27 protein-coding genes, 2 tRNA genes and 1 pseudogene are annotated in these 24918 nt (G+C 67.1%); 19 read left to right on the top strand and 11 right to left on the bottom strand.

Annotated elements, in window-relative coordinates; translation table 11 throughout:
- Nucleotides 1-121: 121 nt before the first annotated feature.
- A complete protein-coding gene (yegS, locus tag BIZ42_RS08120; protein ID WP_019185303.1) occupies nt 122-1054 on the top strand; it encodes a lipid kinase YegS in 933 nt (310 codons plus the stop codon).
- A gap of 66 nt (nt 1055-1120) precedes the next feature.
- Here the strand turns inward: yegS and BIZ42_RS08115 are convergent, their stop codons facing one another.
- Genes BIZ42_RS08115 through BIZ42_RS08105 form a run of 3 tightly spaced genes read right to left on the bottom strand, consistent with a single transcriptional unit; the run spans nt 1121 to nt 3112 of the window.
- Complete coding sequence (locus BIZ42_RS08115) at nt 1121-1837, bottom strand: hypothetical protein (protein WP_070426116.1); 717 nt, start codon at nt 1835-1837, stop codon at nt 1121-1123.
- 10 nt (nt 1838-1847) lie between these two features.
- The gene (locus BIZ42_RS08110) at nt 1848-2189 is read right to left on the bottom strand and encodes a hypothetical protein (protein WP_070426115.1); all 342 of its coding nucleotides are present in this window, start codon (nt 2187-2189) and stop codon (nt 1848-1850) included.
- A gap of 29 nt (nt 2190-2218) precedes the next feature.
- The gene (locus BIZ42_RS08105) at nt 2219-3112 is read right to left on the bottom strand and encodes a hypothetical protein (protein WP_156785708.1); all 894 of its coding nucleotides are present in this window, start codon (nt 3110-3112) and stop codon (nt 2219-2221) included.
- A gap of 34 nt (nt 3113-3146) precedes the next feature.
- Between BIZ42_RS08105 and BIZ42_RS08100 the strand changes: the two genes are divergently transcribed.
- The 6 genes from BIZ42_RS08100 (at nt 3147) to BIZ42_RS08075 (ending at nt 9265) form a co-directional block, all read left to right on the top strand.
- Entirely contained in the window at nt 3147-4271 is a 1125-nt protein-coding gene (locus tag BIZ42_RS08100) for a hypothetical protein (protein WP_152663720.1), read from the top strand.
- 222 nt (nt 4272-4493) lie between these two features.
- Complete coding sequence (trpE, locus tag BIZ42_RS08095; protein WP_070426113.1) at nt 4494-5969, top strand: anthranilate synthase component I; 1476 nt, start codon at nt 4494-4496, stop codon at nt 5967-5969.
- Between the two features lie 75 nt (nt 5970-6044).
- The gene (locus BIZ42_RS08090; RefSeq protein WP_019185309.1) at nt 6045-6623 is read left to right on the top strand and encodes an aminodeoxychorismate/anthranilate synthase component II; all 579 of its coding nucleotides are present in this window, start codon (nt 6045-6047) and stop codon (nt 6621-6623) included.
- A 33-nt stretch (nt 6624-6656) separates the two neighbouring features.
- Nucleotides 6657-7694, top strand: a complete 1038-nt coding sequence (gene trpD, locus BIZ42_RS08085; protein ID WP_070426112.1) for an anthranilate phosphoribosyltransferase — start codon at nt 6657-6659, stop codon at nt 7692-7694.
- Between the two features lie 63 nt (nt 7695-7757).
- Nucleotides 7758-8552, top strand: a complete 795-nt coding sequence (gene trpC / locus BIZ42_RS08080; RefSeq protein ID WP_070426111.1) for an indole-3-glycerol phosphate synthase TrpC — start codon at nt 7758-7760, stop codon at nt 8550-8552.
- Nucleotides 8549-9265, top strand: a complete 717-nt coding sequence (locus tag BIZ42_RS08075; protein ID WP_070426110.1) for a haloacid dehalogenase-like hydrolase — start codon at nt 8549-8551, stop codon at nt 9263-9265. The genes trpC and BIZ42_RS08075 overlap by 4 nt, the downstream gene beginning before the upstream one ends.
- Before the next feature lie 50 nt (nt 9266-9315).
- Here BIZ42_RS08075 and BIZ42_RS08070 read toward each other — a convergent pair whose 3' ends face one another.
- Nucleotides 9316-10077 (bottom strand): sulfite exporter TauE/SafE family protein, encoded by a 762-nt coding sequence (locus BIZ42_RS08070; RefSeq protein WP_070426109.1) that lies wholly within the window; start codon nt 10075-10077, stop codon nt 9316-9318.
- Between the two features lie 123 nt (nt 10078-10200).
- Nucleotides 10201-10866: a cAMP-activated global transcriptional regulator CRP gene (gene crp, locus BIZ42_RS08065; protein ID WP_019185314.1), complete on the bottom strand. Its 666-nt coding sequence runs from the start codon at nt 10864-10866 to the stop codon at nt 10201-10203.
- 170 nt (nt 10867-11036) lie between these two features.
- Between crp and speD the strand changes: the two genes are divergently transcribed.
- Together speD and sugE are read left to right on the top strand one after the other, a co-directional pair.
- The gene (gene speD / locus BIZ42_RS08060) at nt 11037-11831 is read left to right on the top strand and encodes an adenosylmethionine decarboxylase (protein ID WP_019185315.1); all 795 of its coding nucleotides are present in this window, start codon (nt 11037-11039) and stop codon (nt 11829-11831) included.
- 172 nt (nt 11832-12003) lie between these two features.
- A complete protein-coding gene (gene sugE, locus BIZ42_RS08055) occupies nt 12004-12321 on the top strand; it encodes a quaternary ammonium compound efflux SMR transporter SugE (RefSeq protein ID WP_046273055.1) in 318 nt (105 codons plus the stop codon).
- Between the two features lie 102 nt (nt 12322-12423).
- Here the strand turns inward: sugE and coq7 are convergent, their stop codons facing one another.
- On the bottom strand, nt 12424-13068 hold the full coding sequence (coq7, locus tag BIZ42_RS08050; protein ID WP_019185317.1) for a 2-polyprenyl-3-methyl-6-methoxy-1,4-benzoquinone monooxygenase: 645 nt from the start codon (nt 13066-13068) through the stop codon (nt 12424-12426).
- A gap of 181 nt (nt 13069-13249) precedes the next feature.
- On the opposite strand from coq7, the gene rplM reads away from it, so the two are divergent.
- Both rplM and rpsI read left to right on the top strand, forming a co-directional pair.
- Nucleotides 13250-13678: a 50S ribosomal protein L13 gene (gene rplM, locus BIZ42_RS08045; RefSeq protein ID WP_017354548.1), complete on the top strand. Its 429-nt coding sequence runs from the start codon at nt 13250-13252 to the stop codon at nt 13676-13678.
- Nucleotides 13679-13680: 2 nt separating this feature from the next.
- Nucleotides 13681-14073 carry a 30S ribosomal protein S9 gene (gene rpsI / locus BIZ42_RS08040; protein ID WP_019185318.1) on the top strand — a complete coding sequence of 131 codons (393 nt, stop codon included), beginning with the start codon at nt 13681-13683 and terminating at the stop codon, nt 14071-14073.
- A 256-nt stretch (nt 14074-14329) separates the two neighbouring features.
- Here the strand turns inward: rpsI and BIZ42_RS08035 are convergent.
- Both BIZ42_RS08035 and BIZ42_RS08030 read right to left on the bottom strand, forming a co-directional pair.
- Nucleotides 14330-14404, bottom strand: a tRNA-Gln gene (locus BIZ42_RS08035).
- Nucleotides 14405-14453: 49 nt separating this feature from the next.
- A tRNA-Met gene (locus BIZ42_RS08030) sits at nt 14454-14530 on the bottom strand.
- Nucleotides 14531-14651: 121 nt separating this feature from the next.
- On the opposite strand from BIZ42_RS08030, the gene BIZ42_RS08025 reads away from it, so the two are divergent.
- The 3 genes from BIZ42_RS08025 to bfr all read left to right on the top strand — a co-directional run bounded on the left by BIZ42_RS08025 (nt 14652) and on the right by bfr (nt 16221).
- Nucleotides 14652-15281, top strand: coding sequence for an RNA pyrophosphohydrolase (locus BIZ42_RS08025; RefSeq protein ID WP_019185319.1), 630 nt, complete (start codon nt 14652-14654; stop codon nt 15279-15281).
- Between the two features lie 116 nt (nt 15282-15397).
- A complete protein-coding gene (locus BIZ42_RS08020; protein ID WP_019185320.1) occupies nt 15398-15604 on the top strand; it encodes a (2Fe-2S)-binding protein in 207 nt (68 codons plus the stop codon).
- A gap of 146 nt (nt 15605-15750) precedes the next feature.
- On the top strand, nt 15751-16221 hold the full coding sequence (gene bfr, locus BIZ42_RS08015) for a bacterioferritin (RefSeq protein ID WP_070426108.1): 471 nt from the start codon (nt 15751-15753) through the stop codon (nt 16219-16221).
- 1 nt (nt 16222) lies between these two features.
- Here the strand turns inward: bfr and BIZ42_RS08010 are convergent, their stop codons facing one another.
- From BIZ42_RS08010 to BIZ42_RS08000, 3 genes are read right to left on the bottom strand one after another with little or no spacing between them, the layout of a single operon-like run.
- Nucleotides 16223-18538 (bottom strand): ATP-binding protein, encoded by a 2316-nt coding sequence (locus tag BIZ42_RS08010; RefSeq protein WP_083279818.1) that lies wholly within the window; start codon nt 18536-18538, stop codon nt 16223-16225.
- Nucleotides 18539-18540: 2 nt separating this feature from the next.
- A complete protein-coding gene (locus tag BIZ42_RS08005; RefSeq protein ID WP_070426107.1) occupies nt 18541-20400 on the bottom strand; it encodes an EAL domain-containing response regulator in 1860 nt (619 codons plus the stop codon).
- Between the two features lie 57 nt (nt 20401-20457).
- Complete coding sequence (locus BIZ42_RS08000) at nt 20458-21084, bottom strand: DUF4126 domain-containing protein (RefSeq protein WP_070426106.1); 627 nt, start codon at nt 21082-21084, stop codon at nt 20458-20460.
- A gap of 180 nt (nt 21085-21264) precedes the next feature.
- Here BIZ42_RS08000 and BIZ42_RS07995 point away from each other — a divergent pair, with 180 nt between their 5' ends.
- The 5 genes and pseudogenes from BIZ42_RS07995 (at nt 21265) to ampE (ending at nt 24913) form a co-directional block, all read left to right on the top strand.
- Nucleotides 21265-22014: a DUF6776 family protein gene (locus tag BIZ42_RS07995; protein WP_019185325.1), complete on the top strand. Its 750-nt coding sequence runs from the start codon at nt 21265-21267 to the stop codon at nt 22012-22014.
- Between the two features lie 4 nt (nt 22015-22018).
- Nucleotides 22019-22384 (top strand): annotated as a pseudogene (locus BIZ42_RS07990) (polymer-forming cytoskeletal protein); the annotation flags it as partial.
- A gap of 150 nt (nt 22385-22534) precedes the next feature.
- Nucleotides 22535-22924, top strand: a complete 390-nt coding sequence (gene erpA, locus BIZ42_RS07985; protein WP_019185327.1) for an iron-sulfur cluster insertion protein ErpA — start codon at nt 22535-22537, stop codon at nt 22922-22924.
- A gap of 69 nt (nt 22925-22993) precedes the next feature.
- Nucleotides 22994-23899 carry an NAD(+) diphosphatase gene (gene nudC, locus BIZ42_RS07980; protein ID WP_070426105.1) on the top strand — a complete coding sequence of 302 codons (906 nt, stop codon included), beginning with the start codon at nt 22994-22996 and terminating at the stop codon, nt 23897-23899.
- A 120-nt stretch (nt 23900-24019) separates the two neighbouring features.
- A complete protein-coding gene (ampE, locus tag BIZ42_RS07975) occupies nt 24020-24913 on the top strand; it encodes a regulatory signaling modulator protein AmpE (protein WP_070426104.1) in 894 nt (297 codons plus the stop codon).
- Nucleotides 24914-24918 lie beyond the last annotated feature (5 nt).

Raw genomic sequence — 24918 nt, 5'->3', positions numbered from 1 at the left:
CATCCATCTTCCTTGCTATGGCCTTCCATTCTCCGGGCCATCGGTGACGCTTTGATGACGTTCACCGACGGCCACCCCGCGCGCTGCTAGCCTTCGCTTCCCCACTCCCTGGAAGTACCGCATGAGCCGTCCCCATTGGCGTTTGATCCTCAACGGCAAGGCCACCGGCAATGAGGATGTGCGCGAGGCGGTGGCAGCACTGCGCGAGCGCGGGGTGCAGCTGGAGGTGCGGGTGACCTGGGAGTCGGGCGATGCCGAGCGCTACGTGGCCGAGGCGATCGCACACGGGGTCGACACGATCATCGCGGCCGGCGGGGACGGCACGCTCAGCGAGGTGGCCGAGACGCTGGCCCATCGCGAGGAGCCGGCCGATGCACTGCCGTCGCTGGGCCTGTTGCCGCTGGGCACGGCCAATGACTTCGCCACGGCGGCCGAAATTCCCGACGAACCGCTGGCGGCGCTGGAGCTGATCAGGCACGCGCCGGCGCGGCCGGTCGATCTGCTGCGCATCGATGCCGACGGCAAGGTCTGGTGGTGCGCGAACGTAGCCAGTGGCGGTTTCGGCACCGAGGTGACGGTGGAGACCGATGAGGGCCTGAAGAAGGTGCTCGGCGGGCTGGCCTATCTGGTGACCGGGGTCTCGCGGCTGGGCCGGATCGATCCCATCCAGGCGCGGGTCCGGGCGCCGGGCTTCGAATGGGCCGGTGGCTTCATCGCGCTGGGCGTTGGCAACGGCCGCCAGGCCGGCGGCGGCCAGGTGCTGTGCCCGGAGGCCCTGATCGACGATGGTGTGCTCGATATCACCGTGATTCCCGAGCTGAGCGGGGAGGTGGCGTCCACCTTCGCTGCGCTGGTCAAGGGCGGCAAGCGCGGTGCGCTGGAACAGGTGGCCGAACGTGTCCAGGCGCCGTGGGTGGAGATCGAGGCCGAGGCGCCGCTGACCCTCAATCTGGATGGCGAGCCGGTCCAGGCCCGTCATTTCCGCATCGACTGCGTGCCGGGGCGGGTCAACCTGCATGTGGCGCTGGACAGCCCGCTGCTGTCCAGAGCCTGAGTTCCGGCGCGGCTGCGGGGCCGTCCTGCATACGGCTGGCGCGTGGTGGCGCCTGCCGTGCCCGGCTCACTTGAACAGGCGGTCCAGCAACCGGCCGGCCGCGTTTTCAACCGTCTGATCCGCGCGCCCGCCGATACCCGTGGCGACGCCGGCCGACGTGACTGAGCGATCCTTGAAGGAAACGGGGAATGTCTGCAGCCGTCGCAGTCGTCCCTGGCCCAGGTTTTCGTACTGGCCGAAGCTGGCACTGATATCGAAGCGGCTGCCCGGGGTCTGCGCCTCGTTCATGGCGCGCTGCACGAGGAAGGTGACCGTGCTGGATCGGCCTGGCAGCAGGGTGAAGGTCGGGTCGACCCGGTTCGTGGTGGCGATCGGGATGCCCTTGATCGTGTCTTTGTCCTGCCCGCCGAAGAAGCGGTAGGTATAGCCGTGGCTGTCGGTCGCGTTGAAGGTGTCGTACTCATAATTCAACACCATCGGCTGCGACGACACATTGCGCAGTGTCATCGTCACCGTGATCTCCACCGAGCCGCGCGTGCGCTGTCCTGCCCGGATCGAATCCAGTCGCGCTTCGATATCGCCAAACCGCTCCAGTGCGCCGGTGTTGTCGGGGGCCGGCACGCCGCAGCGTTGGTTCAACGCGTCCAGCTGGGCACGCAGCTGTGCGTTCTCACGACGGAGCGCGTCGGCGGATTGTGCGTGGGCAGGCACGGCCTGGCCGGCCAGCAATGCGGCCGCCGCAGCGGCCGACAGCAGCGACTGCTTCAAGGTGATTCCGTTCATGTGCAGATCCTCAATGCATGGACATGGCTGCGCCAAACAGGCCGAGCACGGTGAGATTGACCAGCACCCAGACGATGCCCGCAGCGAACAGGCTGGCCAGGGTGATCAACAACTGCTTGATGCCATCGGGGTTCCCCTTGCTTTGCGCATAGGCGAAACACAGGATCGTGCTGAGCAGGAACAGCACCACACCGAAGATGCCGACGATCGGCACCAGCGCGCAGCCCCAGCCGATCCATCGCAGCGTCCTGGCCGTGCGCATCAGGCCGTCGGTTGCGCGCCGCCCGGCTTCTTCGCGCACGAGGCGCTGCTGCAGCGCGTTCTGGACGTCGCTTTCATTGAGTTGATTCATGGATGATTCCCCTGTGGATTCGGAAACGATCAGCTGCCCAACGCACGCCGTGCGCAGTCCTCCGGTGAAACGCACGGATCCTCTTCCGCTGGCTGCGCTGCCACCGCCGGATCGGGCGAGTAGGACGCCAGGACGCGTCCGCTGCGGTCCAGAAGCTGGACATGCGTGACATAGGCATTGATGCGACGCTGGTTCAGATCGGCAGACTGGACGAAGAAGTAGGTCCGCAGCCGGGGTTTGCTGTTCCATCGGCTGCGAAGCCCTTCGAGCTCGCGGGCAACCGTTTCGTCAGCGACCGGGGCGAGCTGGACCTGCGCGGGATTGGCCCAGGTGTAGCTGTACTCCGGAATGTCCATGAAGTAGCGGTACTTGCCGCCGTTGAATTCGCCGACCGGGAAGCCCTTCCGCTCGAAGTCATAGGCCTGCAGGTCGGCATCCTCCAGTTCGCTCCAGTAATAGGGCGAGCGGCCAGCGTCTGCGATGCTCTGTTCGAGCTGCGGGCGAAGCGCCCCCATCAGGTCCTTGCGGCGGAAGGTATCGGCGGTGCCGCGGTATTCCTGCGAGGCAAGGCTGGCCATCGTGTCGAAATCCGTCGGAAGCTTGGACATGGCGGCATAAAGAAACATGACCTGCTGGCCGCTATCCAACTTGCGGTACTCGGCCAGCGGCTTGGCCAGGTCGGCTTGAGGAAGGGTGGTGGGCGCCGGTTTATCGGCGTTTGCCTCACCCTCGGCCGCAGCGGCGTTGCTGTCCTTATCGGTACTCGGGGAGGCTGCATCGCCTTTGCCGCCGCATCCGACGAGCAGCAGGGACAGGGTGAGCGCAGTGGAAACTGATCGCAGCGCAGAGAGGGCCATGGCGTCCTTGACGTGGTGATGGGATGGCGGCAAATCTGCGTCCAGATGCGCAGCGACGCAGGTCATGGACATGACTTGACGAACAACACAGGAGATGGTTGTGAAAGCGGAGCTTATGGAAGAGCTGTACGCGGGGGTCACCGACCCGGAGCGGATGCAGTCATTCGTTGAACGTCTCGGTCGCGCGGTCGGTTGCCACTCCGGCAGCGTGACCCTGCGCGACGTGCACGGGGGGCGACACAGGGCGCTGGTCGCGGCCGGCGCGATGGCCGACCCGCGTACGGTGGAGCGCTTCAACGAAGACACGCTCTACTCGGTGGACAACCTCTGGTTCAACCGGGCCGCGCCGACGATGCGTGCTGGCAGCGTCATCGTCAGCGATCGGGTGGCCACGCTCGATGAGATGCGTGGAACGCGGTACTACCTGGATTTCCTGCGCCAGATCGACACGCTGCGTTCGGTGGCATTGTGTGCCTCGCGCAAGCCGGACCAGGTCACCATGCTGACCTTCGTGGGAACCGAGCGGCGCGGCGATTTCGATGCCCGCGAGGTGGCACTGTGCGAAGCGTTGGCCCCTCACTTCGTCAATGCCTTCGAGCTGCGCCAGGCACTGCAGGACGCGTGGCGGCAGGCAGGAACGCTTGCCCTGCTGCTTCTCGATGAGAACCTGCGGCCGGTATCGGTCAATGCCGGGGGCGAGGAGATGCTGCTGGCGCGCGTCCTGCGTGTGCGCCGAAAGGCGGCATTGGAGCCGGTGCATCCCGCCTCGCGGGCGGGTTGGAATGCCCTGGTCCGGCGCTTGGCGCTGCGGGGCGGTCCGGCGCAGGACCCCGGAGAGGATATCGTCGCTCTGCACGATGCAGATGGACTCCTGGCAGGATTCGCATCGCTTCGGCCCTATGGAAAGTACATTCCCGGCACCGGTACCGCCCGCTTTGTCATGACGGTCAACACGCTGGTGCGCCGCTCCTCGGCAGGGCTGTCCACCACCCTGCGCGAGCTTTTCGGCCTGACCCCGGGCGAAGCGACGCTGGCCGTGGCGCTGCATCACCAGGGCGAGCTGTCGGCCGCCGCAGCGACCTGCGGCATCGGTGTCGGGAGTGCGCGGACCCGCCTGCAGAGCATTTTCGAGAAGACCCGCCTGCATCGGCAGGTGGACCTGGTCAGGATGCTGGACACCCTGAACGGCATGCTGGCCAGTGAGCGCCCGCTGCCGCTGTACTGACGCCCGGGCAGTCGCTCCATGCCGGAGTGGGCCGCCACGTCGGCCTTGGAGCGGCTGCACGCAGGCCCGGGCGGGGTTCCCCCCGCGCCGGGCTGAGGTACAGTCGCCGGGTGTCCATTCTGACGACCCCGCATAACCTTTCTTCCGCTCGCCGTTGGTGGCGATGGTGGCCTGTTGCCGTCGTCCGTCCCGCCACCGCCGTTTCCCGGAAGGAAAGTCGTCTTGATCACGCTCGAGCAGTTCCAGCAGCAGGCCGCTGAAGGCCACACCCGCATCCCCGTCGTCCGTGAAGTGCTGTCCGACCTGGACACGCCGCTCTCGGTCTATCTGAAGCTCGCCGACGGCCCGCATACCTATCTGTTTGAATCGGTCGAGGGCGGCGAACGCTTCGGGCGCTATTCCATCATCGGCCTGCCGGCGCGCCGGGTGTATGCCTTCCACGGCCATACCCTGACCATCAGCGAATCCGGCACCGTGGTGGAAACCCGCGAGGTCGCCGACCCGTTCACCGAGGTCGAGGCCCTGCGCAGCGCCCACTCGGTGCCGAAGCTGGCCGGTCTGCCCGGCTTCACCGGGGGCCTGGTCGGCTGGTTTGGCTTTGAGTGCATCGGCTACATCGAACCGCGCCTGGCGCCGCCGCGTGGCCGCGACGAGCTGGGCACGCCGGACATCCTGCTGCTGCATTCCGAAGAGCTGGCGGTGTTCGACAACCTCAAGGGCCGCCTGTACCTGATCGTGCATGCCGACCCGGGCCAGCCCGGTGCATGGGAGGAGGCCCAGGCCCGTCTGGATGCGCTGGTCGCCAAGCTGCGCGCCCCGGGTGCCGGCTACCCCGCGCCGATCACCCGCGACGTGCTGGACGAGAACGATTTCGTCTCCGGCTTCACCCGCGAAGGCTTCATCGCCGCGGTCGACAAATCCAAGGAATACATCCGCGCCGGCGACATCTTCCAGGTGGTGCTGAGCCAGCGCCTCAGCGTGCCGTTCAAGGCGCGCCCGGTGGATGTGTACCGCGCGCTGCGTGCGCTCAATCCCTCGCCGTACATGTATTTCCTCGATACCGGCGATGTGCAGGTGGTCGGTTCCTCGCCGGAAATCCTGGTGCGCCTGCAGGACGGGGAAGTCACCGTGCGTCCGATCGCCGGCACCCGCCCGCGCGGCGCGACGGTCGAAGAAGACAACGCGCTGGAAGTGGAACTGCTGGCCGACCCCAAGGAGCGCGCCGAGCATCTGATGCTGATCGATCTCGGCCGCAACGATGCGGGCCGCGTGTCCAGGGCGGGCACCGTGGAAGTGGGCGAGCAGTTCGTGATCGAGCGCTACAGCCACGTCATGCACATCGTCAGCGAAGTCACCGGGCAGCTGCAGCCGGGCCTGAGCTATGCCGACGTGCTGCGTGCGACGTTCCCGGCCGGCACCGTCAGCGGTGCGCCGAAGATCCGCGCGCTGGAAGTGATTCGCGAGCTGGAACCGATCAAGCGCAACGTCTACGCCGGCAGCATCGGCTACATCGGCTGGCATGGCGATGCCGACACCGCGATCGCGATCCGCACCGCGGTGATCAAGGACGGCCGCCTGCACGTGCAGGCCGGCGCCGGCATCGTCTACGACTCCGATCCCGGCAAGGAATGGGACGAGACGATGAACAAGGGCCGCGCGCTGTTCCGTGCGGTCGCGCAGGCTGCCAAGGGCCTGTAACGGCGCACTGCCGAACGGCCTGACCCGTGCGCGGTTGCGTGCACGCCACTTCCCCATTCAAGACGGACCCTGACCATGTTGTTGATGCTCGACAACTACGACAGCTTCACCTACAACCTCGTGCAGTACCTGCAGACGCTGGGCGCCGAAGTGAAGGTGGTGCGCAACGACGCGCTGAGCGTCGATGAGATCGCCGCGCTGGCGCCCGAGCGCATCGTGATCTCGCCCGGCCCGTGCACGCCCAACGAAGCGGGCGTGTCGCTGGAGCTGATCCGCCGGCTCGGCCCGACCACACCGATCCTCGGCGTGTGCCTGGGCCACCAGAGTATCGGCCAGGTCTACGGCGGCGATGTCATCCGCGCCACCAACATCATGCATGGCAAGACCTCGCCGATCCGGCATGAGGGCAAGGGCGTGTTCGCCGGCCTGCCGGACCGCTACCAGGCCACGCGCTACCACTCGCTGGTGGTGGACAAGACCACATTGCCGGCGTGCCTGGAAATGACCGCCTGGACCGAGAACGAGGACGGCTCGATCGAAGAGATCATGGGCCTTCGCCATCGCGAGTACCCGGTCGAGGGCGTGCAGTTCCACCCCGAGTCGATCCTCACCGAGCATGGCCACGCCCTGCTGAAGAATTTCCTGCAGCGCTGAGCGCGCCGCACCTGCATCACAAAGGACCCCCGCATGACCTTCTCCCCCCAGGAAGCCCTGCAGCGCACCATCGAACACCGCGAAATCTTCTTCGACGAAATGGTCGACCTGATGCGGCAGATCATGCGCGGTGAGGTCTCGCCGGTGATGACCGCCGCGATCCTGACCGGCCTGCGGGTCAAGAAGGAAACCATCGGCGAAATCGCCGGTGCCGCCACCGTGATGCGCGAACTCGCGCTGGCGGTGCCGGTGGAGGACAAGGCGCATCTGGTGGATATCGTCGGCACCGGCGGCGATGGCTCGCACACCTTCAACATCTCCACCTGCGCGATGTTCGTGGTGTCCGCGGCCGGGGCCAAGGTGGCCAAGCACGGCAACCGCAGTGTCTCCTCCAAGTCCGGCAGTGCCGATGCGGTCGAGGCGCTGGGCGCGGTCATCGACCTCACCCCCAACGAAGTCGCGCGCGCGATCACCGAAACCGGCATCGGCTTCATGTTCGCGCCGATGCACCACCCGGCGATGAAGGTCGTCGCGCCGGTGCGCCGCGAAATGGGCGTGCGTACGATCTTCAACATCCTCGGCCCGCTGACCAATCCGGTCGGTGCGACCAATGTGCTGATGGGCGTGTTCCACCCGGATCTGGTCGGCATCCAGGCACGCGTGCTGCGCGAACTCGGTGCCGAGCGCGCCCTGGTGGTGTGGGGTCGTGACAACATGGATGAGATCTCGCTCGGCGCCGGCACGCTGGTCGGCGAGCTGCGCGACGGCAAGGTGCGCGAGTACGAGATCCATCCGGAAGACTTCGGTATCGCGATGTCGGCCAGCCGCAACCTTAAGGTCGACAGTCCGGAGGAATCCATCGCCATGCTGCGCGGCGTGCTCGACAACCAGCCCGGCCCGGCGCTGGACATCGTCGCTCTCAACGCCGGCGCCGCCCTGTATGTGGCCGGTGTCGCCGACAGCATCGCCGATGGCCTGGCCCGCGCGCGCGCGGTGCTGGCCGATGGCAGTGCGCGCTCGCGGATGGAGCAGTACGTAGCCGCCACCCGCCGCATCCGCGGGGCCGTCTGAGCCCGCGTTTTCAGAATTCAGCGGGGCTGGCCGATAATGGCCGGCCTCCAGGACCCCAATGACATGAGCGACATCCTCGATACCATCCTGGCCCGCAAGGCCGAAGAAGTCGCCGCACGCCGTGCCCAGGTGCCGCTGGAAGCGCTGATCGCGGGCGTGGAGCAGGCCCCGCCGGTGCGGGGGTTCGCCGATGCGCTGCGCGCCTCGATCACCGCCGGCAACCCGGCCGTGATCGCCGAGATCAAGAAGGCCAGTCCGTCCAAGGGCGTGATCCGCCCGGACTTCCATCCGGCCGATATCGCGGTGAGCTACGAGTTCGGTGGCGCCAGCTGCCTGTCGGTGCTGACCGACGTGGACTTCTTCCAGGGCAGCGATGCCTATCTGCAGCAGGCCCGGGAGGCCTGCACGCTGCCGGTGCTGCGCAAGGACTTCGTGATCGATGCCTACCAGGTGTATGAAGCGCGCGTGCTCGGCGCGGACTGCATCCTGCTGATCGTGGCTGCTTTGGACGACCGCCAGCTGGCCGAGCTTTCCGACCTGGCCATGCAGCTGGGCATGGACGTGCTGGTGGAAGTGCACGACATCGACGAGCTGGAGCGTGCCATCCAGGTGCCGGTGCCGCTGATCGGCATCAACAACCGCAACCTGCGCACCTTCGAGGTCTCGCTGCAGACCACGCTGGACATGCGCCAGGCCGTACCGCGCGACCGCCTGCTGGTCACCGAAAGCGGCATCCTCGGCCCGGCCGATGTCTCGGTGATGCGTGAGGCCGGGGTCAATGCGTTCCTGGTCGGCGAGGCCTTCATGCGCGTGGAAGAGCCCGGCGAGGGCCTGCGTCAGCTATTCTTCAGCGCATGACAGCGATCTACCCAACGCCGCGCGACGACGCCCCGCTGGTGGTCTTCGATTTCGATCACACCCTGTATGACGGCGATTCCGGCAGCCATCTGTTCGCCTGGCTGATCAAGCGCAACCCGCTGCGGCTGCTGGCCGCCCTCATCGCCACGCCGCTGCTCGGCCCGCTGGTGGCGTTCCTGCCGACCCGGCGCCGCGGCATCTCCGGCTATGTCTGGATCGCCACGTTCGGCCTGCACCGGGCGCGCGAGTTCAACAAGGTGATCGACCGCTACGTGCTCAAGCACGAGGCCGACATCCGCCGCCGCCTGCTGCCGGTCGCGCTGGAGGTGTTTGCCCGCCACCGGGCCGCCGGTGACCGCGTGGTGGTCGCCACCGGTGCGCCGCCGGAACTGGCCCGCGCGATCCTGGCCTTCGTCGCCCACCAGGGCGTGCCGGTGATCGGCAGCGAAGTCGGCCCGTTCCTGGGTGCGGTCATCGCCACCCGGCACTGCCACAACGAAGAAAAGATGCGGATGCTGCGCGAGCGCGGGTATGGCGAGATCGACGTTGCCTACTCCGACAGCAGTGCCGACCTGCCGCTGCTGCTGGCCGCGGCCGCGCCGGTCGTGGTCAATCCCAAGGCCTCGCGGGTGGCGTACTTCCGCCAGGTGCTGCCACCGGGTACCCCGGTGCTCAACTGGGGCTGCGTGGACCGGGCCGGCGACCCGGTCTGATCCGGCGCTGAAAACGCCCGGGAAGGGCTGAAAAGCGTGTCGCGTCCGGCTCAGCCTGCGCGCCACTGCGCGATTGCGTGGCTGATCTGGAACAGGCTGATGCCCAGGACCAGCACGCCGACGGCGATCAACACCCAGCGTTCCTTGACGTTCTTGACCAGAATCGCGGCGATCGGCGCGGCCATCATGCCGCCGATCAGCAGGCCGGCGACGATGTTCAGGTACTGCACGCCCATGGTCAGCAGGAAGGTGATCGACACCGCGAGGGTCACCACGAACTCGGCGGCATTGACCGTGCCGATGGTGGTGCGGGCCTTTCCGCCGCGGGCGAGCAGGGTGGAGGTGGCCACCGGCCCCCAGCCACCGCCGCCGCTGGCATCCAGCAGGCCGGCCACGAAGCCCAGCAGCGGGACACGCTTCACTTCCTGCGCCGGCAGCATCCGCCCGGCCGCGCGTAGCAGGATGAAGATCGCCAGCACCAGCAGATACATATAGATGAAGGGGCGAATCACGTCACCGGGCAGCTGGGTCAGCACGTAGGCGCCCACCACACCACCGACCGCGCCGGGCAGGGCCAAGCGCAGGAACAGCCGGCGATCCACATTGCCGGCGACCAGGTGCGACACCCCGGAGGCGCCGGTGGTGAAGACTTCAGCGGTGTGCACGCTGGCGCTCACGGCTGCCGGCGGCACGCCCATGCTCAGCATCACCGAGGAGGACACCAGCCCGAAGGCCATGCCCAATGCGCCATCGACCAGCTGTGCGCCCAGGCCGATCAGGATGAACCAATAGAATTCGCTGCCAAGTTCCATGCGAACAGCCTAGCGGCAAATGGGCAGGTAGTGCCGGCCGTTGGCCGGCCACCTCGTCCAGGTCGACGGGCAAGGGGGGATCTGCATGGTTGCCGGCCAGCGGCCGGCACTACGCGGGCAGGGTCAACGGGTGCCGTACAGAACGACGGTCTTGCCGCGGGCATGCAGCAGCCCGTCGGTCTGCAGCTTCTTCAACACGCGGCCGGCCATTTCACGCGAGCAGCCGACCAGGCGCGCCAGCTCCTGGCGCGAGACGCGCAGCTGGGTGCCCTGCGGGTGGCTCATGGCCTCCGGCTCGCGGGACAGGTCGTGCAGGGTCCGCACGATGCGGTCGGTCACGTCCAGGAAGGCCAGGCGGCTGGCTTTCCTGCTGGTGTCGAGCAGGCGCTTGGAGAGCTGCTGGCCGATCGAGTAGAGCAGCCGCGGGGCATCGGCCGAGAGCGGGCCGAGGAACAGCTGATGCAGGCGTTCGTAGCTGATCTCGGCCAGTTCGCACGGGGTGCGGGTGCGCAGGATCACCTCGCGGCGGTCCGATTCCACGAACAGCCCCATCTCGCCGACGAACTCTCCCGAGCCGAAGTAGCCCAGCACCAGCTCACGATCGTCATCTTCCTCAGCCATTATTGAGACGGAGCCGCTGATGACGTAGTACAGGGTGCCTGCCGGATCCCCGGGACGGAACACGTCGGTACGGGCGGGATAACGGCGGCGGTGGCTGTGGGCCAGGAAGCGATCGATTGTTGCGATATCCAGGGCCAATGGACTTGTGGCAAGGCGCACAGTTGACACGTTGAGGCGCTCCGATTGCTCATGAAGAATTCACGGCTATGTGCCGGGAGCTTAACGATCCGAATTGTTAAGGGCAAACCGAGCACAGGTACTCGTTTCAATGCAAGTTTCGCCCCCGATCACTTTGCCCCATAATTACTTCTTTCCCACCACACACAGGATCGACCGCCGTGGTCAAGCCGTTGCCTCGCCTGAGGTTGCAGGGTTTCAACAACCTCACCAAGGCGCTGAGCTTCAACATCTATGACGTCTGTTACGCCCGCACCGAAGAGGAGCGTCAGCGTTACATCGAATATATTGATGAAGAGTACAACGCCGATAGGCTGACTCAGATCCTGACCGACGTTGCCGAGATCATCGGCGCGAACATCCTGAACGTGGCCCGCCAGGACTACGATCCCCAGGGTGCGTCGGTGACGATCCTGATCTCGGAAGAGCCGGTGATCGACAAGAAGCAGGCCGGCAAGGAGCTGATCTCCGACGCCGTGGTCGCCCACATGGACAAGAGCCACATCACTGTCCATACCTACCCGGAAACCCATCCGCAGGAGGGCATCGCCACGTTCCGCGCGGACATCGATGTGGCCACCTGTGGCGTGATTTCCCCGCTGAAAGCGCTGAACTACCTGATCGAGAGTCTGGAATCGGACATCGTGATCATGGACTACCGCGTGCGTGGCTTCACCCGTGACGTGAAGGGCAAGAAGCACTACATCGATCACAAGATCAACTCGATCCAGAACTTCCTGGCCAAGAACATCAAGTCGCGCTACGAGATGTTCGACGTCAATGTCTATCAGGAAAACATCTTCCACACGAAGATGCACCTGAAGGACTTCGACCTGGACCAGTACCTGTTCGAAGAGAAGGCCAAGAACCTGTCGTTCAAGGAACGCATGAAGATCGAGGCGCTGCTGCGTCGTGAGATCGAAGAGCTGTTCCACGGGCGCAACCTGGCCGAGTAAGGCACACCCTGCGATGTCGTCCGGGCCTGGCCCCGGCCGGCGTCGTCCAGGCGGGACGGCCCGCCCTGTGGAACCGGTGTTTGCGCAAAACCGGGTTCCACGGCAGCTACCGACGACGGTCCGGTGTGAAAACACCGGGCCGTTTTGTTTTTGTTAACCCAAGGAATCCCCCATGCCCTGGATCTATCTTCTTGTGGCCGGTCTGTTCGAGATCGGCTTCGCCATCGGAATGAAGTACTCCGAAGGCTTCAGCAAGCCCCTTCCCACGCTGGCCACCGTCGCCGCCGCCCTGGTCAGCCTGTACCTGATGAGCCAGGCCATGAAATCCATTCCGGTCGGCACCGCCTATGCGATCTGGACCGGGATCGGCGCACTGGGCGTGGCGATGCTGGGCATCTTCCTGTTCGGCGACAGCGCTTCGCCGTCGCGGCTGGCCTGCATCGCGTTGATCGTGGCCGGGGTGATCGGGCTGAAGCTGGTCTCGGCCTGATCGTCGCCCGGCCAACGGTCGGGCGCTACCGGTGGCAAGTCGGCCCGCAACCCATGCCGCGCGCGCCGTTCCGGCAGGTATCGACCGTTGGTCGATACGCCGTTACAACCGGTACGCGATGGTCTTCATGACCTTGGAGGCCAGCGCCATCACCGATGGGATCGGGGCGGGCAGCCTGCGCGCCCCGGCATGCTCGGCGTGGTCGGCATGCCGGGCCTCGTCGATCTTCATCACCTTGATCACCTCGCGGCTGCGCAGGTCGGCCGGCGGCAGGGTGTCCAGGTGTTCGTCCAGATGGGCTTCCACCTGGCGCTCGGTTTCGACCACGAAGCCCAGGTTCCAGCCGTCCCCGCGCAGGCCGGCCAGGGTGCCGATGGTGTAGCTGCCGGCATACCAGATCGGGTTGAACAGGCTGGGACGGCTGTCCAGTTCGCGCAGGCGCTGGGCGCACCAGGCCAGATGGTCGGTCTCTTCCTGGGCCGCATCGAGCAGGTGGGCGCGGGTTTCCGGCTCGCGGGCGACCGCGGCCTGGCCGAAGTACAGGCCCTGGGCGCAGACCTCGCCGACGTGGTTGATGCGCATCAGGCCGGCGGCGTGGCGGCGCTCGGGCGCGGCCATCTGCACGTCCGGGGTGCCCTCGGCGGGGTAGGGGCGGCTGGCCGGCGGATTGCCGAACACCGTATCCAGGGCCCGCTGGGCTTCGGTCAGCAGGTGGTCGAGCGGGGTGATCTGGCGGAGCGCGGTCATGGCAGGCGGTGTCGCGGCGGGGGATCGTCGATTCTCGCCCCATGGGGCCGGTGTGCCAAGCCGGGATCGGGGTCAACTTGCATGTGGTGGGGATGGCCAGTACAATCCCGCCTCTTCACAACGCGTGGCAGAGTTCCGGCCGTACTGCGCCGTAATGAGCCCGACCTACTTGAGTTCTTTCATGAGCACTTTCACTGCAAAGTCCGAGACCGTCCAGCGCGACTGGTATCTCGTCGACGCTTCCGGCAAGACGCTGGGCCGTCTGTCCACCGAGCTGGCCCGCCGTCTGCGCGGCAAGCACAAGCCGGTCTACACCCCCCACGTTGATACCGGTGATTACCTGGTTGTCATCAATGCAGAAAAGATTGCCGTCACCGGCAACAAGCTGCAGGACAAGCTGTACCACCGCTTCACTGGCTACATCGGCAACCTGAAGACCGAAACTCTGGCCCAGGCGCTTGAGCGCCACCCGGAGCGCGTCATCGAGACCGCCGTCAAGGGCATGCTGCCGAAGGGCCCGCTGGGCCGCGCCATGTACCGCAAGCTCAAGGTGTACTCGGGTTCCGAGCACCCGCACGCCGCTCAGCAGCCCCAGGTTCTGGATATCTAATCATGGCTATCACGCAAAACTACGGCACCGGCCGCCGCAAGTCCTCCACCGCCCGCGTGTTCCTGCGCAAGGGCGCCGGCAACATCACCGTCAATGGCCGTCCGCTGGACGAGTTCTTTGGCCGTGAGACTGCACGCATGATCGTGCGTCAGCCGCTGGAACTGACCAAGAACACCGAAACCTTCGACATCATGGTCACCGCTGCTGGCGGTGGTACCACCGGTCAGGCCGGTGCGATCCGTCTGGGCATCGCCCGCGCGCTGATCGAGTACGACGAAACCCTGAAGTCCGAGCTGCGCAAGGCTGGCTTCATGACCCGTGACGCCCGTGAAGTCGAGCGTAAGAAGGTCGGCCTGCACAAGGCACGTCGCGCCACCCAGTTCTCCAAGCGCTGATCCATCGCGCCTGGCGTGGGATCCTTCGGGATCCCCCTGGGAGGTACGCAAAAGCCCGGCTTCGGCCGGGCTTTTGTCGTTTTCGCGGGTGGGTGTCCCCTCCAGGGGCGCGCGCCGTCAGGCGCGGGGATGTGGCAGGGGAGGGCCGGCGCCCATGCCTTGCTGCGCAAGGTGTGGGGTCCGGGCGCTTCGCGCCCGGACAAACGCCCAAACAAACAGAAAAGGCCGATCTTTCGATCGGCCTTTTCTGTTTGTTTGGCTGCCCCGGATGGATTCGAACCACCGAATGCCTGAGTCAGAGTCAGGTGCCTTACCGCTTGGCGACGGGGCAAAATGTGCGTGCAATTATTGCACTTTCTCCCTGAAAAACCAAGCGAACTTGGTGGCTATGGGTGGACTCGAACCACCGACCCCAGCATTATGAGTGCTGTGCTCTAACCGGCTGAGCTACATAGCCTCAGGGAGCCGGTAATTCTGGAGATGTATCTGGAATCTGTCAACACTTTTTCACCGCGCTTGTGAGTGGGCAGCGGGCGTGGCACAGTCCCGATCAGTAGATTTTTCTAGGAGTCCGCATCGTGATCGATCCGGACGGCTATCGACCGAACGTCGGTATTGTGCTGATGCGGCAGGATGGGCAGGTTTTCTGGGCACGACGCGTGCGCCGGGATGGCTGGCAGTTCCCGCAGGGCGGCATGAACACCGACGAGACGCCTGTCGAAGCCATGTATCGCGAGTTGCAGGAAGAGACCGGGCTGTTGCCGGAGCACGTTGAAGTGCTCGGGGCGACGCCGGGTTGGCTTCGCTATCGGCTGCCGGCACGGGCCATCCGCCGCAATGAACGGCAGGTCTGCATCGGCCAGAAGCAGGTGTGGTTCCTGCTGCGGCTGGCCGGGGACGAATCCCACGTCACCCTGGACCATACCGACAGCCCCGAATTCGACCAGTGGCGTTGGGTCGACTTCTGGTACCCGGTGGAGCACGTGGTGATGTTCAAGCGGGGCGTCTACGCACGCGCCCTGCGCCATCTGGCGCCGCTGGCCCGGGGAGTGGCCGGGACGGGGGTGGAATCGATGCCGAAATCCGCCCAGGAAGCCTGGATGCCCGGCAATGCGGCCGGCCACGACCGGCCACGCAAGCGCACCACGCCCAAGCGGGGCGGCGGCTACTGGCCGCGCAAGACCAAGGGCGAGCCGGGCGCGGTCTGAGCGATCCCGGTGGCCGTGAACCGTATCGAGAATGATTCAGGTTCGAAATTGACAACCATTCTCGTTTCGATTGGAATAGCAGCAGGCCGATCCGGGCCTGCCTGCCGAGTCCGCACGTGTACGTCTGCATCTGCAACGGGGTTACCGACCATCAGATCCGTGAAGCCGCCCAGAGCGGTGTCGCGAGCGTGTCCGAGTTGACGATGCGGACCGGCTGCGGCGCCACCTGCGGCTCCTGCCTGGACATGGCGGCGGACCTGCTGGCCAAGTTCAGCGCCACCCACGATCTTCCCCTGCCGGTCCTGGGCCTCCAGGCCGCCTGACCGGGCGGCGTGCCCGCGAGCCGCCGGCCGCCCAGGGTGGGCTTGCCACCCTTCTGCCGGGTCGCAACTGAGCACGATTCGCGTTCCTTCATGCTCCCGCGCGACGCGCTACAGTGCCCGCGATTCCACGCAGCAGGAGCACGCTCATGAAGGGCGACGCGAAAGTCATCGAATTCCTCAACAAGGTCCTCTACAACGAGCTGACCGCCATCAACCAGTACTTCCTGCACGCCAAGATGCTGAAGAACTGGGGCCTGAAGGAGCTCGCCGATCACGAGTACAAGGAATCGATCGAAGAGATGAAGCATGCGGACATCCTGTCCGACCGCATCCTCTTCCTCGAAGGCCTGCCGAACTTCCAGGCACTGGGCAAGCTGCGCATCGGCGAGAACCCGGCCGAGATCCTGCAGTGCGACCTCGCCCTGGAACGCGATGGCGTGGTGACCCTGCGCGAAGCGGTGGCCTATGCCGATTCGATCGGTGACTACGTCAGCCGCCAGCTGTTCGTGAAGATCCTCGAGTCCGAGGAAGAGCATATCGACTGGCTGGAAACCCAGCTGGATCTGATCGAGCGCATCGGCGAACCGAACTACCTGCTGACCAAGATCGAAGACTGAGTCAGCCCTGCAACGGGGCGCGCAGGCGGGCGTGATAGCCGCCCAGCGCGATCCGTGCACGCGCGAACTCGGCGATCAACAGCGCCACCGCGACCGCGGGGCGCTCCAGCGTGCCGGCGCGGGCATCGTGCTCGATCCGCCAGGCCGCGGCCGACAAGGCCATCGCACCCACATTCGCACTGGCGGATTTGAGGCTGTGCGCCAACGCGCGCAGCTGGTCCAGATCCGCGGCGACCGAGGCGTCCTGCAGCTGCCGGATCAACGGTGGCGTGTCATCCAGGAACACGCCGATGATGCGCGCGGTGTCGGCGCCGACTACCTCCAGCAGTTCATCCAGCACCTCCTGATCGAGCACCGGGGCCGGCGACTCGTCGCGGGTTGGCGAAGCGGCGGGCGGAGCCGGCGCGTGCTGAGGCAGGGACGGTGGCTGCACTGCCGGGTCATCGGCCATCGCACTGCCCCAGCGCGCCAGTACGGCCTGCAGCGTTTCGCGGTTGATCGGCTTGGACAGGTAGTCATCCATGCCGGCCTGCAGGCAGCGCTCGCGGTCGCCGGCCATCGCGTTGGCGGTCATCGCCACGATCGGCAGGCGCGCCGTGCCCAGTGCAGCCTCGTGCGCGCGCCAGCGGCGGGTGGTGTCGTAGCCATCCAGCACCGGCATCTGGCAATCCATCAACACCACATCGAATGGCCGCGCGTGCAGCGCCGCCAGCGCCTGCTCGCCCTGCGTGGCGGGCTCCACCTCGCAGCCCAATACCTGCAGCAGGCGTTGGGCGACCAGCAGGTTCACGCTGTTGTCCTCCACCAGCAGCACGCGCAATGGGAACTGCGGCAGGGCCATGGGCGAGCCGGCGTACTCCACCTCGGCCAGCAGCGCGGCCGGCCGGGCGCTGGCGACCACCGGCCTCAGCAGTGCATGCAGCTCGCTGTCTGCAACCTGCCGCGGCAGCGCCGGTCCCGGGCCGAGGGCCTCGGGCGCGGGTGCCTCCTCGCCGTACAGCCACAACAGCTGCGCTCCGGCATGCCGCTCGTTGCCGACCAGCGCCTTCTGCAGCGCCTGGGTGCCGTGACGCAGGCCGTCAGTGTCGGCGATGACCCAGGCCAGCACCGGGTCGATGCCGGGGCGCTGCGGCGCGCGCAGGGCGTCGATCGCTTCGGCGGCGGTCTCCACCGTGTGCAGTCGCAGGTCATGGTGCTGGGCCACGCGCTCGATGCGCTGGGCCAGCAACGCATCGCGCGTGATCAGCAGGGCGCGGCGCACGGTGCCGATGGCGGGCAGGTCGCCGATCACCTTGAGCAACGGGATCTCGAACCAGAACGTGGCGCCCCGCCCGGGCGTGGAATGCACGCCGATGCGGCCGTGCATGAGATCGATGATGCGCTTGCAGATCGCCAGCCCCAGGCCGGTGCCGCCATACAGGCGCGTGGTCGAGGCATCGGCCTGGCTGAAGGACTGGAACAGGCGCGCCTGCAGGGCGTCATCGATGCCGATGCCGCTGTCGGCGATCTCGAACCGCAGCTGGTGCTGTGCGTTGGTCTCGCCCTGGCGCTGCACGCGCAGCCGGATCTGGCCGCGCTCGGTGAACTTGATCGCGTTGACCAGCAGGTTGCTGAGCACCTGGCGCAGCCGCACCGGATCGCCGCGAACCGACAGCCGCACCGCCGGGTCCAGCTCGAGCGACAGCTGCAGGCCCTTGGGATCGGCGGCACGCTGCATGAGCTGCACCAGTCCTTCCAGCAGCTCGCGCAGGTTGAACGTGGTGATCTCCAGGTTCAGGCCCCTGGCTTCGAGCCGCGAGTAATCGAGGATGTCATCGACGATGCGAAGCAGCTGCTGCGAGCTGGTTGCGGCGGTCTGCAGCATCTGCCGCTGGTCGCTGCCGAGCTGGCCGCGCGCGATCAGGTCCAGCATCGGCAGGATGCCGTTGAGCGGCGTGCGGATCTCATGGCTCATCGTGGCCAGGAACTCACCCTTGGCCAGCGCCGCGGCTTCGGCGGCCTGCTTGGCGCTGAGCAGTTCCTGTTCGAGCTGGTTCTGCTGCTGCCGGCGTTGTTGAAGGTGATCGCGCTCCAGCAGCAGCGACTCGCTGCGCTGCTGCAGGGTGTGGAGCTGATCCTGCGTCTCCCGCCAGCGGCGCACCACCTGCAGCGCAGCCAGCAGCGCCAGCACGGCGGTGCCCGCGGCGATGTCGATCCAGGGGCCATTGGCGCCGATCCGTGCCATCACGCCGGCGGTCGCGCAGGCCGCGGCCGACCCGGCGGCGATCCACAGCGAGGCCGGGGTGGGCGAGGGGGCCGTCCGTCCGTGGCGTCCCATGCTCAGAGCACCGAGTTCTGGAAGTCGAAGTTCAGTTCGCTGCCGGCGGACTGGACCATGTTGCCCTGGATGAAATCAACGCCGCTGATCCACATCGCGGCCGCGGCCTGCGGATCTTCGATCTGCTGGCCGATGATGCGCAGCCCGGCGCGGTGCGCCCGGTCGATCGCTGCGCGCAGTTCGTCGCGGGTCTGCTGGTTGGCATGGCTGTTGGAGAAGCGCGCGGCCATGCGCACATACGCCAGCGGCAGCTGCGCCATCAAGGCGTTGGCCTCATCGCCCGGCTCGAACTGGCTCAGGCAGAAGCGCACGCCGGCTGCATGCATGCGCGTGCAGAACTGCTGCAGGGTGACGGTGTGGATCAGGGCATCAGGCAGGCGCACGTCGATGACCAGCGCGCTGCCGTCGATCTGGCGGCTGGCCAGCGACTCCAGCAGCCAATCGCCGAACGCATCGCGGGCCAGCGTGCGCAGCGACTGCGAGACGAACAGGTGCAGCGGTTGTGCGGCGTGGCGATACAGATCCAGCAGGCCCAGTGCGTGGTCGAGCACCTGCTGGTCAAGATCGGCGATGCGCCCGGCCGCTTCGGCCGCCGGAATCACCTGGCCGGCGGCCAGCACACTGCCATCGGCCTGGCGCAGCCGCAGCAGCACCTGGTACTGCGCGGTGTTGCCGCCGGCGACGGCGACGATGGGTTGATAGGCCAGTTCCAGTTGCCCTTCCAGCAACGCAAGATGTTCCTGTGCGGCCACATCTTCGCGACGCACATAGGCGGCCACGCCGGCGGTCAGCAGGCGCGCCTGCAGCGTCGTGCGTTCGACCGCTTCCAGCGCGCTGCCCGCATCGGAGAAGCCCGGCGAGAGCTGGGCATGGCCGACCACGCCGCGCAGGTGCACCGATTCGTCATCGCGGATCACGAACGCGCGCGTGGACAACTGTTCGCGCAGCGCGTGCGCCATCGTATCCAGCGTGTCCTCGTCGGCATCGCGGGCCAGGACCAGGAAGCTGTTGTCGTTCAAGCGCGCCAGCAGGTGCGGTTGCGCGGCATCGGCCAGGCGTTGGCCGGCCTGGGTCATCAGCCGTTCGAAGGCGGCATAGCCATAGCGTTCGCGCAGGCCGAGCGCACTGGCGATCTCGATGAAGAACAGGCCGCCGCGATCGCGGTGCGCGAGCGAGGTGCCCAGCTCCTGCATCACGTGATGGCGGGTGGGCAGGCCGGTCTCGGGATTGTTCATCGCCGGCGCACCCGCGTTGCCCGCCTGCGAGGCGGCCTGCGCACGGGCGCGGCGGATCCGGTTGGAGACGGCCGCGATCAGGTGGCGCGGGCGGATCGGCTTGCTGAGGAAATCATCGGCACCGCTGTCGAGTACCTCGAACTGGCGCTCCGGATCCGGGTCGCCACTGAGGAACACGATCGGCAGCAGCTGCTGGCCAGGCTGCTGGCGGATCAACGCGGTCAGGCGCATGCCGTCCAGGCCGGGCAGGTGCAGGTCCATCAGGATCAGGTCGGGGCGATGCTCGGCGATGGCCTGCTGCACGCCTTCGGCATCGCCGTGCACCAGCGCCTGCATGCCGGCGCCGTGCAGTACGCTCTGTGCGAACAGCGCCTGCGAGCGGTCGTCTTCGACGATCAGGACGCGGTACGGCGAATCGATGCCTGGCGGCACCAGGTCGCTGGCATCGGTGGTCATTGGCGGCAGCAACGGCGGCGGGCTGGCCGGCACGGGATTGAGCGCGACGACATTGCTGTGCGGCAACGCGGCGGGCGTGGCCTGGCGTTGCCAGCGCTGCCAGTGCTCGGCCGGCGGCGTTTCAGCGCGCACGGCGCGGGCGGGTGCAACAACGTTGTCGTGAACGGCCATCCGTACTCCCAGTCTGCGCCGCAATTATGCGATGAACGCCCGGAGGCAGGGCGCGCCTTACCGGGGCAGGGTGCCCGGATTCACCTGCGTCTGCCCACTGTCGGCCTGGCGCATCAGCCAGCGCATCCCCTTCCACAGCGTCCGCCAGATCATCCACACGATCAACGCGCCGATCAGGCTGCACGCCACCACCAGGATCAGCGCCAGCCACGGGTGCGCCAGTGCGAGCGCCAGCCCGCCGACCACCACGGTGTCTTCGGCAGCCGAGGCGACCCAGTTGCTGGCCGGTTCGGGCGAGGTGTTGAGCAGGGCACGGGTGCCGGACTTCAGCCCGTGGCTGGCCAGCGCCACGCCGGCCCCGGCCACCAGGGCGGTACCGCTGAGTTCACCGCTGGGCGAGAGCGTGGCCGCGGCCAGGAACGCACCCGCCGGTACCCGGGCCAGGGTCTGGACCAGGTCCCAGACTGAATCGACCCCGGGGATCTTGTCGGCGAAGAACTCGGCGATGGCCAGCGCGGCCGAGGTGCCCAGCACCCACCACGATTCGGTGGCCTGCAGCGCGGGCGGCAGGTCGACCCAGCCGAGCAGGCCGGCCAGCCCCACGCCGAACACGGTCAGGTACACGCGGATACCGGCCAGCCAGGCCAGCAGGATGCCGATCACGAACAGGTGGGCTTCGGTCATGGCACGCGCTCCGGTGGCAGATGTGCACAGGCGCACACTATCGTGGATGACGTCCATGAACGCTACTGCCCGGATCCCGAGCCTGCGCGGACAAGGCCTTTCCCCTGACTTACACTAGCCCGTCGTTCCAGACAGGGGCCGTTGCGACAGCGCCGGCAGGCGCGGTCGCCCAGGACTGCCATGAATAAGCCCACACCTTCCCGCATCCAGATCCGTCGGCCGGGCACGCCGCCCGTGCAGGACCGCAAGCGCCTGCTGGTGCTGGGCGGTGCCTGGCTGCTGTCGCTGATCCTGGCCGCGCTGCTCGGCGCCTGGCTGGGCTCGCCCGGCGGCGACGTCGGCACCCAGCTCAAGGCCGCCGAGACCCGCAACGAGCGCCTCCAGCAGCAGCTCATCGAACTGCAGCAGCGCCAGGCGACCCTGCAGGCCTCCGACCGCATCAGCCGTGCTGCCAATACCGAGGTCCAGGCCTCGCTGGGTGAGCGCGATGAAGAGATCGCCGGCCTGCGCGCCGACGTGGCCTTCTACGAGCGCCTGGTCGGGGCGACCAGCCAGCGCAAGGGCCTGAACACCCATTCGGTGGAGTTTTCGCCGGAAACCGGCGGCACCTGGCAGTACGCCGTGGTGCTGACCCAGAACCTGAACCGCGGGGCGATCAGCCAGGGGCAGATGCGCTTCACCGTGGAAGGCGTCAAGGACGGCAAGCTGACTTCGGTCAGCTGGGACGAGCTGCACCAGCGCACCAAGGTACCGGGTCAGGACTATTCCTTCCGGTACTTCCAGCAGCTCACCGGCAGCGTGATGCTGCCCCAAGGCTTCACCCCGCAACGTGTGCGGGTCACGCTGGGATCGGGCGCGGGGGGCGCCACCCAGGTATTCGATTGGAAACAGGCCGGGGCACCGGCGGCATCGGCAAAAGAAGGGGAGTAAGCCCATGTTTGGCAGCAACAAGTCCAACCGCGACGGACATCTGGTCGTGGACGCGCTGATCGGCGCGCAGGTGGTGATCCGCGGGGACGTGGAATTCAGCGGTGGCCTGTATGTGGAAGGCACCATCCTGGGCAAGGTGATCGCCCAGGACGGCGCCAGCAACGCCACCCTGACGGTGGCCGAGCACGGCGCCATCGAGGGCGAGATCCGCGCCCAGGTGGTGGTCATCAGCGGCCGCCTGGATGGGGATGTGCACGCCACCGAGCGGGTCGAACTGACCCCCAGCGCCCGGGTCACCGGCAACATCCACTACCAGGTGGTGGAAATGCACGCCGGTGCCCAGCTGACCGGCCGCCTGATCCACACCTCGGCGCAGATGGCCCTGCCGCCGCCGTCCGGGGATGCGGACGAGGGCAAGGGCAAGGACACCGCCGCCCGCAGGAAGCTGGCCGAGGCGATGGCCTGAATCGCGCCGGCGCCACACCTTGAAACCGTGCTCATGCAGCCCCATGCTGGGGGCATGAGCACGCTTGTTTCCCTGCCCGGCGCACCCGCCGCCGCGCCGAACTACCAGTCCCTGGACCGTCCGCTGAACTTCACCGAGGCCGCTGCGGCCAAGGTCAAGGAGCTGATCCAGGATGAGGGCAACGCTGCCCTCGCCCTGCGCGTCTACATCGAAGGCGGTGGCTGTTCCGGCTTCCAGTACGGGTTCGAGTTCGATGAGAACCGGGCCGAGGACGATCTGGCGGTGGATACCGCCGGCGTCACCCTGCTGGTGGATCCGCTGAGCCTGCAGTACCTGATGGGCGCCGAGGTGGATTACACCGAGAGCCTGACCGGCGCGCAGTTCGTGATCCGCAATCCGAACGCGAAGACCACCTGCGGCTGCGGCAGCAGTTTCAGCATGTGATGCGCGCGCAACCGGCCTGAGGCTCGGTTGCCGCTTGCCAGTCCCGCCGAATGTGGGCAGGCTCTTGCGATGTCCAAATTCTCTTCGCAGCTTTCCGGTTTCGCCTTCGTCAGCGAGCCGTTGGAGCGCGCCGATACCCTGCGCGATGACGCCGATGCGTTGTTGCGGCTGTGGCCGGACGCGCGCGTATTGGTGCTCGACCAGGACGGTACCGCACTGGCGGGCAACGACGGCCAGCCCCTGCCACTGACCGGCGCCGAGCTGGGCGGTGGCCCGGGTACCGCGATCTTCCTCGGCCTGCGCGGCGAGCAGGCGTGGTTCTCGATGGAGGCCGCCGGCCTGTCGGTGACGGCCCCGCAGCGGGTCGACCTGCGGCAGTCCGCCGCGACCTGGTCCATCGCCGATTCCACCGCCTTCTGCTACGCCCGTGGCATGTCCTACTGGCAGTCGCGCACCCGTTTCTGCGGCGTGTGTGGCGGCGCGGTGACCTTCAGCCGCGGCGGCTTCGTCGGCCGCTGCGGCCAGTGCGCAACCGAACATTACCCGCGGGTGGATCCGGCCGTGATCGTGGCCGTGGAAAACCAGGGTCGGCTGCTGCTGGGCCGCCAGGCCAACTGGGCCCCGCGTCGCTATTCGGTGCTGGCCGGCTTCGTCGAGCCTGGTGAATCGCTGGAGCAGACCGTGGTCCGTGAGGTGTTCGAGGAAAGCCGGGTGCGCGTGCGCGAGTGCCGCTACCTGGGGACCCAGCCATGGCCGTTCCCCGGCGCGCTGATGCTCGGCTTCGCCGCGACGGCCGAAGACGACGTGCCGACCGTGAACGGCGAGCTGGAAGATGCCCGCTGGTTCACCGCCCAGGAAGTGGGCGCTGCCCTGGCCCGGGATGTCGAGGACGACGGCGAAGGCATCCGCCTGTCCCCGCCCATCTCGATCTCGCGCAGCCTGATCGAACACTGGTACCGCCAGCAGGTCGCCTGACCGTCGCCTGCCGTTGCCGCAGGCTGAACACGCGGCGCGTTACATTACCTACGGCCCGGGGAATTGCCGGGCCGCAAGGCATAGTAGCGGCGCGTTCCACGTCCCGAGCCGGAGGCTTACATGTTCACCACCCTGGTCGCCGTGCTGGTTGCCTTGGCCCTGGGCCATGTCGCGCCGGGCGCGGCCGTCGCGCTGCGGCGTTTCGGCCTCTACCGGCGCTGGCTGCAGTGGCTGGACCGGCATGCCGCCGAAGACGGCGCCTGGCGCGGACGCAAGGGTGCCTGGCTGGCGGTGCTGCCGTTCGTCGTGGTGCTGGGCCTGGTCCAGTGGCTCTTCGATGATCGGGTGTACGGCCTGCCGTCACTGCTGCTGGGCGTGCTGGTGCTGGTGATGTGCTGGGGCCCGCGCGATCTGGACCGCGATGTCGAGGCGGTGATCGATGCCGATGACGCCCACGCCCGCCACCTGGCGATCGCGCAGCTGCAGTCCGCCGGTGGCAGCCTGCACGAAGACGTCCCCTCACTGGTGGAAGCGACCGTGCTCAACGCGCTGCGGCGCTGGTTCGCGGTGCTGTTCTGGTTCCTGCTGCTGGGCCCGGTCGGCGCGCTGCTGTATCGCCTGCTGGCGTTGCTGGCGGTCGGCCCGATGCGCTCGCTGGCCAGCGTGGAAGCGGTCGCCGGTGCACGCGTGGTGCTGTCCTGGCTGGAATGGCCGGTGGCGCAGCTGATGTCGTTGTCGATGGCGCTGGTCGGCAACTTCGATACGGCGTTCAAGGCGTGGCGCGAGGCGCATGGCAACCAGTGGGCCGCCTCCACGCACTTCCTTGGCGCTGTCGCGCGGGCGAGCGTCAGTGCCGAGCTGCGCGAGGATGCGCACGATTACAGTGATGCGGGCATGGTGCCGGTATGGCGTCGGCTGCCGGAACTGCGCGATGCGATGAGCCTGGTGTGGCGCATGCTGCTGTTGTGGATGGCAGTGCTGGCGTTGCTGGTCATCGCCGGCTGGGTGACCTAGCGGTT

This window comes from Stenotrophomonas sp. LM091, assembly GCF_001806305.1.
Taxonomy (GTDB): domain Bacteria; phylum Pseudomonadota; class Gammaproteobacteria; order Xanthomonadales; family Xanthomonadaceae; genus Stenotrophomonas; species Stenotrophomonas bentonitica_A.
The sequence above is the reverse complement of the archived record's forward strand: the minus strand, read 5'-3'. Positions and strand labels throughout refer to the sequence as shown.

Bases quoted from the DNA above. Each gene is read 5' to 3' on its own strand.
- yegS (WP_019185303.1), top strand. From the start codon at position 122: ATGAGCCGTCCCCATTGGCGTTTGATCCTCAACGGCAAGGCCACCGGC.
- BIZ42_RS08115 (WP_070426116.1), bottom strand. From the start codon at position 1,837: ATGAACGGAATCACCTTGAAGCAGTCGCTGCTGTCGGCCGCTGCGGCG.
- BIZ42_RS08110 (WP_070426115.1), bottom strand. From the start codon at position 2,189: ATGAATCAACTCAATGAAAGCGACGTCCAGAACGCGCTGCAGCAGCGC.
- BIZ42_RS08105 (WP_156785708.1), bottom strand. From the start codon at position 3,112: ATGACCTGCGTCGCTGCGCATCTGGACGCAGATTTGCCGCCATCCCAT.
- BIZ42_RS08090 (WP_019185309.1), top strand. From the start codon at position 6,045: ATGTTGTTGATGCTCGACAACTACGACAGCTTCACCTACAACCTCGTG.
- trpD (WP_070426112.1), top strand. From the start codon at position 6,657: ATGACCTTCTCCCCCCAGGAAGCCCTGCAGCGCACCATCGAACACCGC.
- trpC (WP_070426111.1), top strand. From the start codon at position 7,758: ATGAGCGACATCCTCGATACCATCCTGGCCCGCAAGGCCGAAGAAGTC.
- BIZ42_RS08075 (WP_070426110.1), top strand. From the start codon at position 8,549: ATGACAGCGATCTACCCAACGCCGCGCGACGACGCCCCGCTGGTGGTC.
- BIZ42_RS08070 (WP_070426109.1), bottom strand. From the start codon at position 10,077: ATGGAACTTGGCAGCGAATTCTATTGGTTCATCCTGATCGGCCTGGGC.
- sugE (WP_046273055.1), top strand. From the start codon at position 12,004: ATGCCCTGGATCTATCTTCTTGTGGCCGGTCTGTTCGAGATCGGCTTC.
- coq7 (WP_019185317.1), bottom strand. From the start codon at position 13,068: ATGACCGCGCTCCGCCAGATCACCCCGCTCGACCACCTGCTGACCGAA.
- rplM (WP_017354548.1), top strand. From the start codon at position 13,250: ATGAGCACTTTCACTGCAAAGTCCGAGACCGTCCAGCGCGACTGGTAT.
- rpsI (WP_019185318.1), top strand. From the start codon at position 13,681: ATGGCTATCACGCAAAACTACGGCACCGGCCGCCGCAAGTCCTCCACC.
- bfr (WP_070426108.1), top strand. From the start codon at position 15,751: ATGAAGGGCGACGCGAAAGTCATCGAATTCCTCAACAAGGTCCTCTAC.
- BIZ42_RS08010 (WP_083279818.1), bottom strand. From the start codon at position 18,538: ATGGGACGCCACGGACGGACGGCCCCCTCGCCCACCCCGGCCTCGCTG.
- BIZ42_RS08005 (WP_070426107.1), bottom strand. From the start codon at position 20,400: ATGGCCGTTCACGACAACGTTGTTGCACCCGCCCGCGCCGTGCGCGCT.
- BIZ42_RS08000 (WP_070426106.1), bottom strand. From the start codon at position 21,084: ATGACCGAAGCCCACCTGTTCGTGATCGGCATCCTGCTGGCCTGGCTG.
- BIZ42_RS07995 (WP_019185325.1), top strand. From the start codon at position 21,265: ATGAATAAGCCCACACCTTCCCGCATCCAGATCCGTCGGCCGGGCACG.
- erpA (WP_019185327.1), top strand. From the start codon at position 22,535: ATGAGCACGCTTGTTTCCCTGCCCGGCGCACCCGCCGCCGCGCCGAAC.
- nudC (WP_070426105.1), top strand. From the start codon at position 22,994: ATGTCCAAATTCTCTTCGCAGCTTTCCGGTTTCGCCTTCGTCAGCGAG.
- ampE (WP_070426104.1), top strand. From the start codon at position 24,020: ATGTTCACCACCCTGGTCGCCGTGCTGGTTGCCTTGGCCCTGGGCCAT.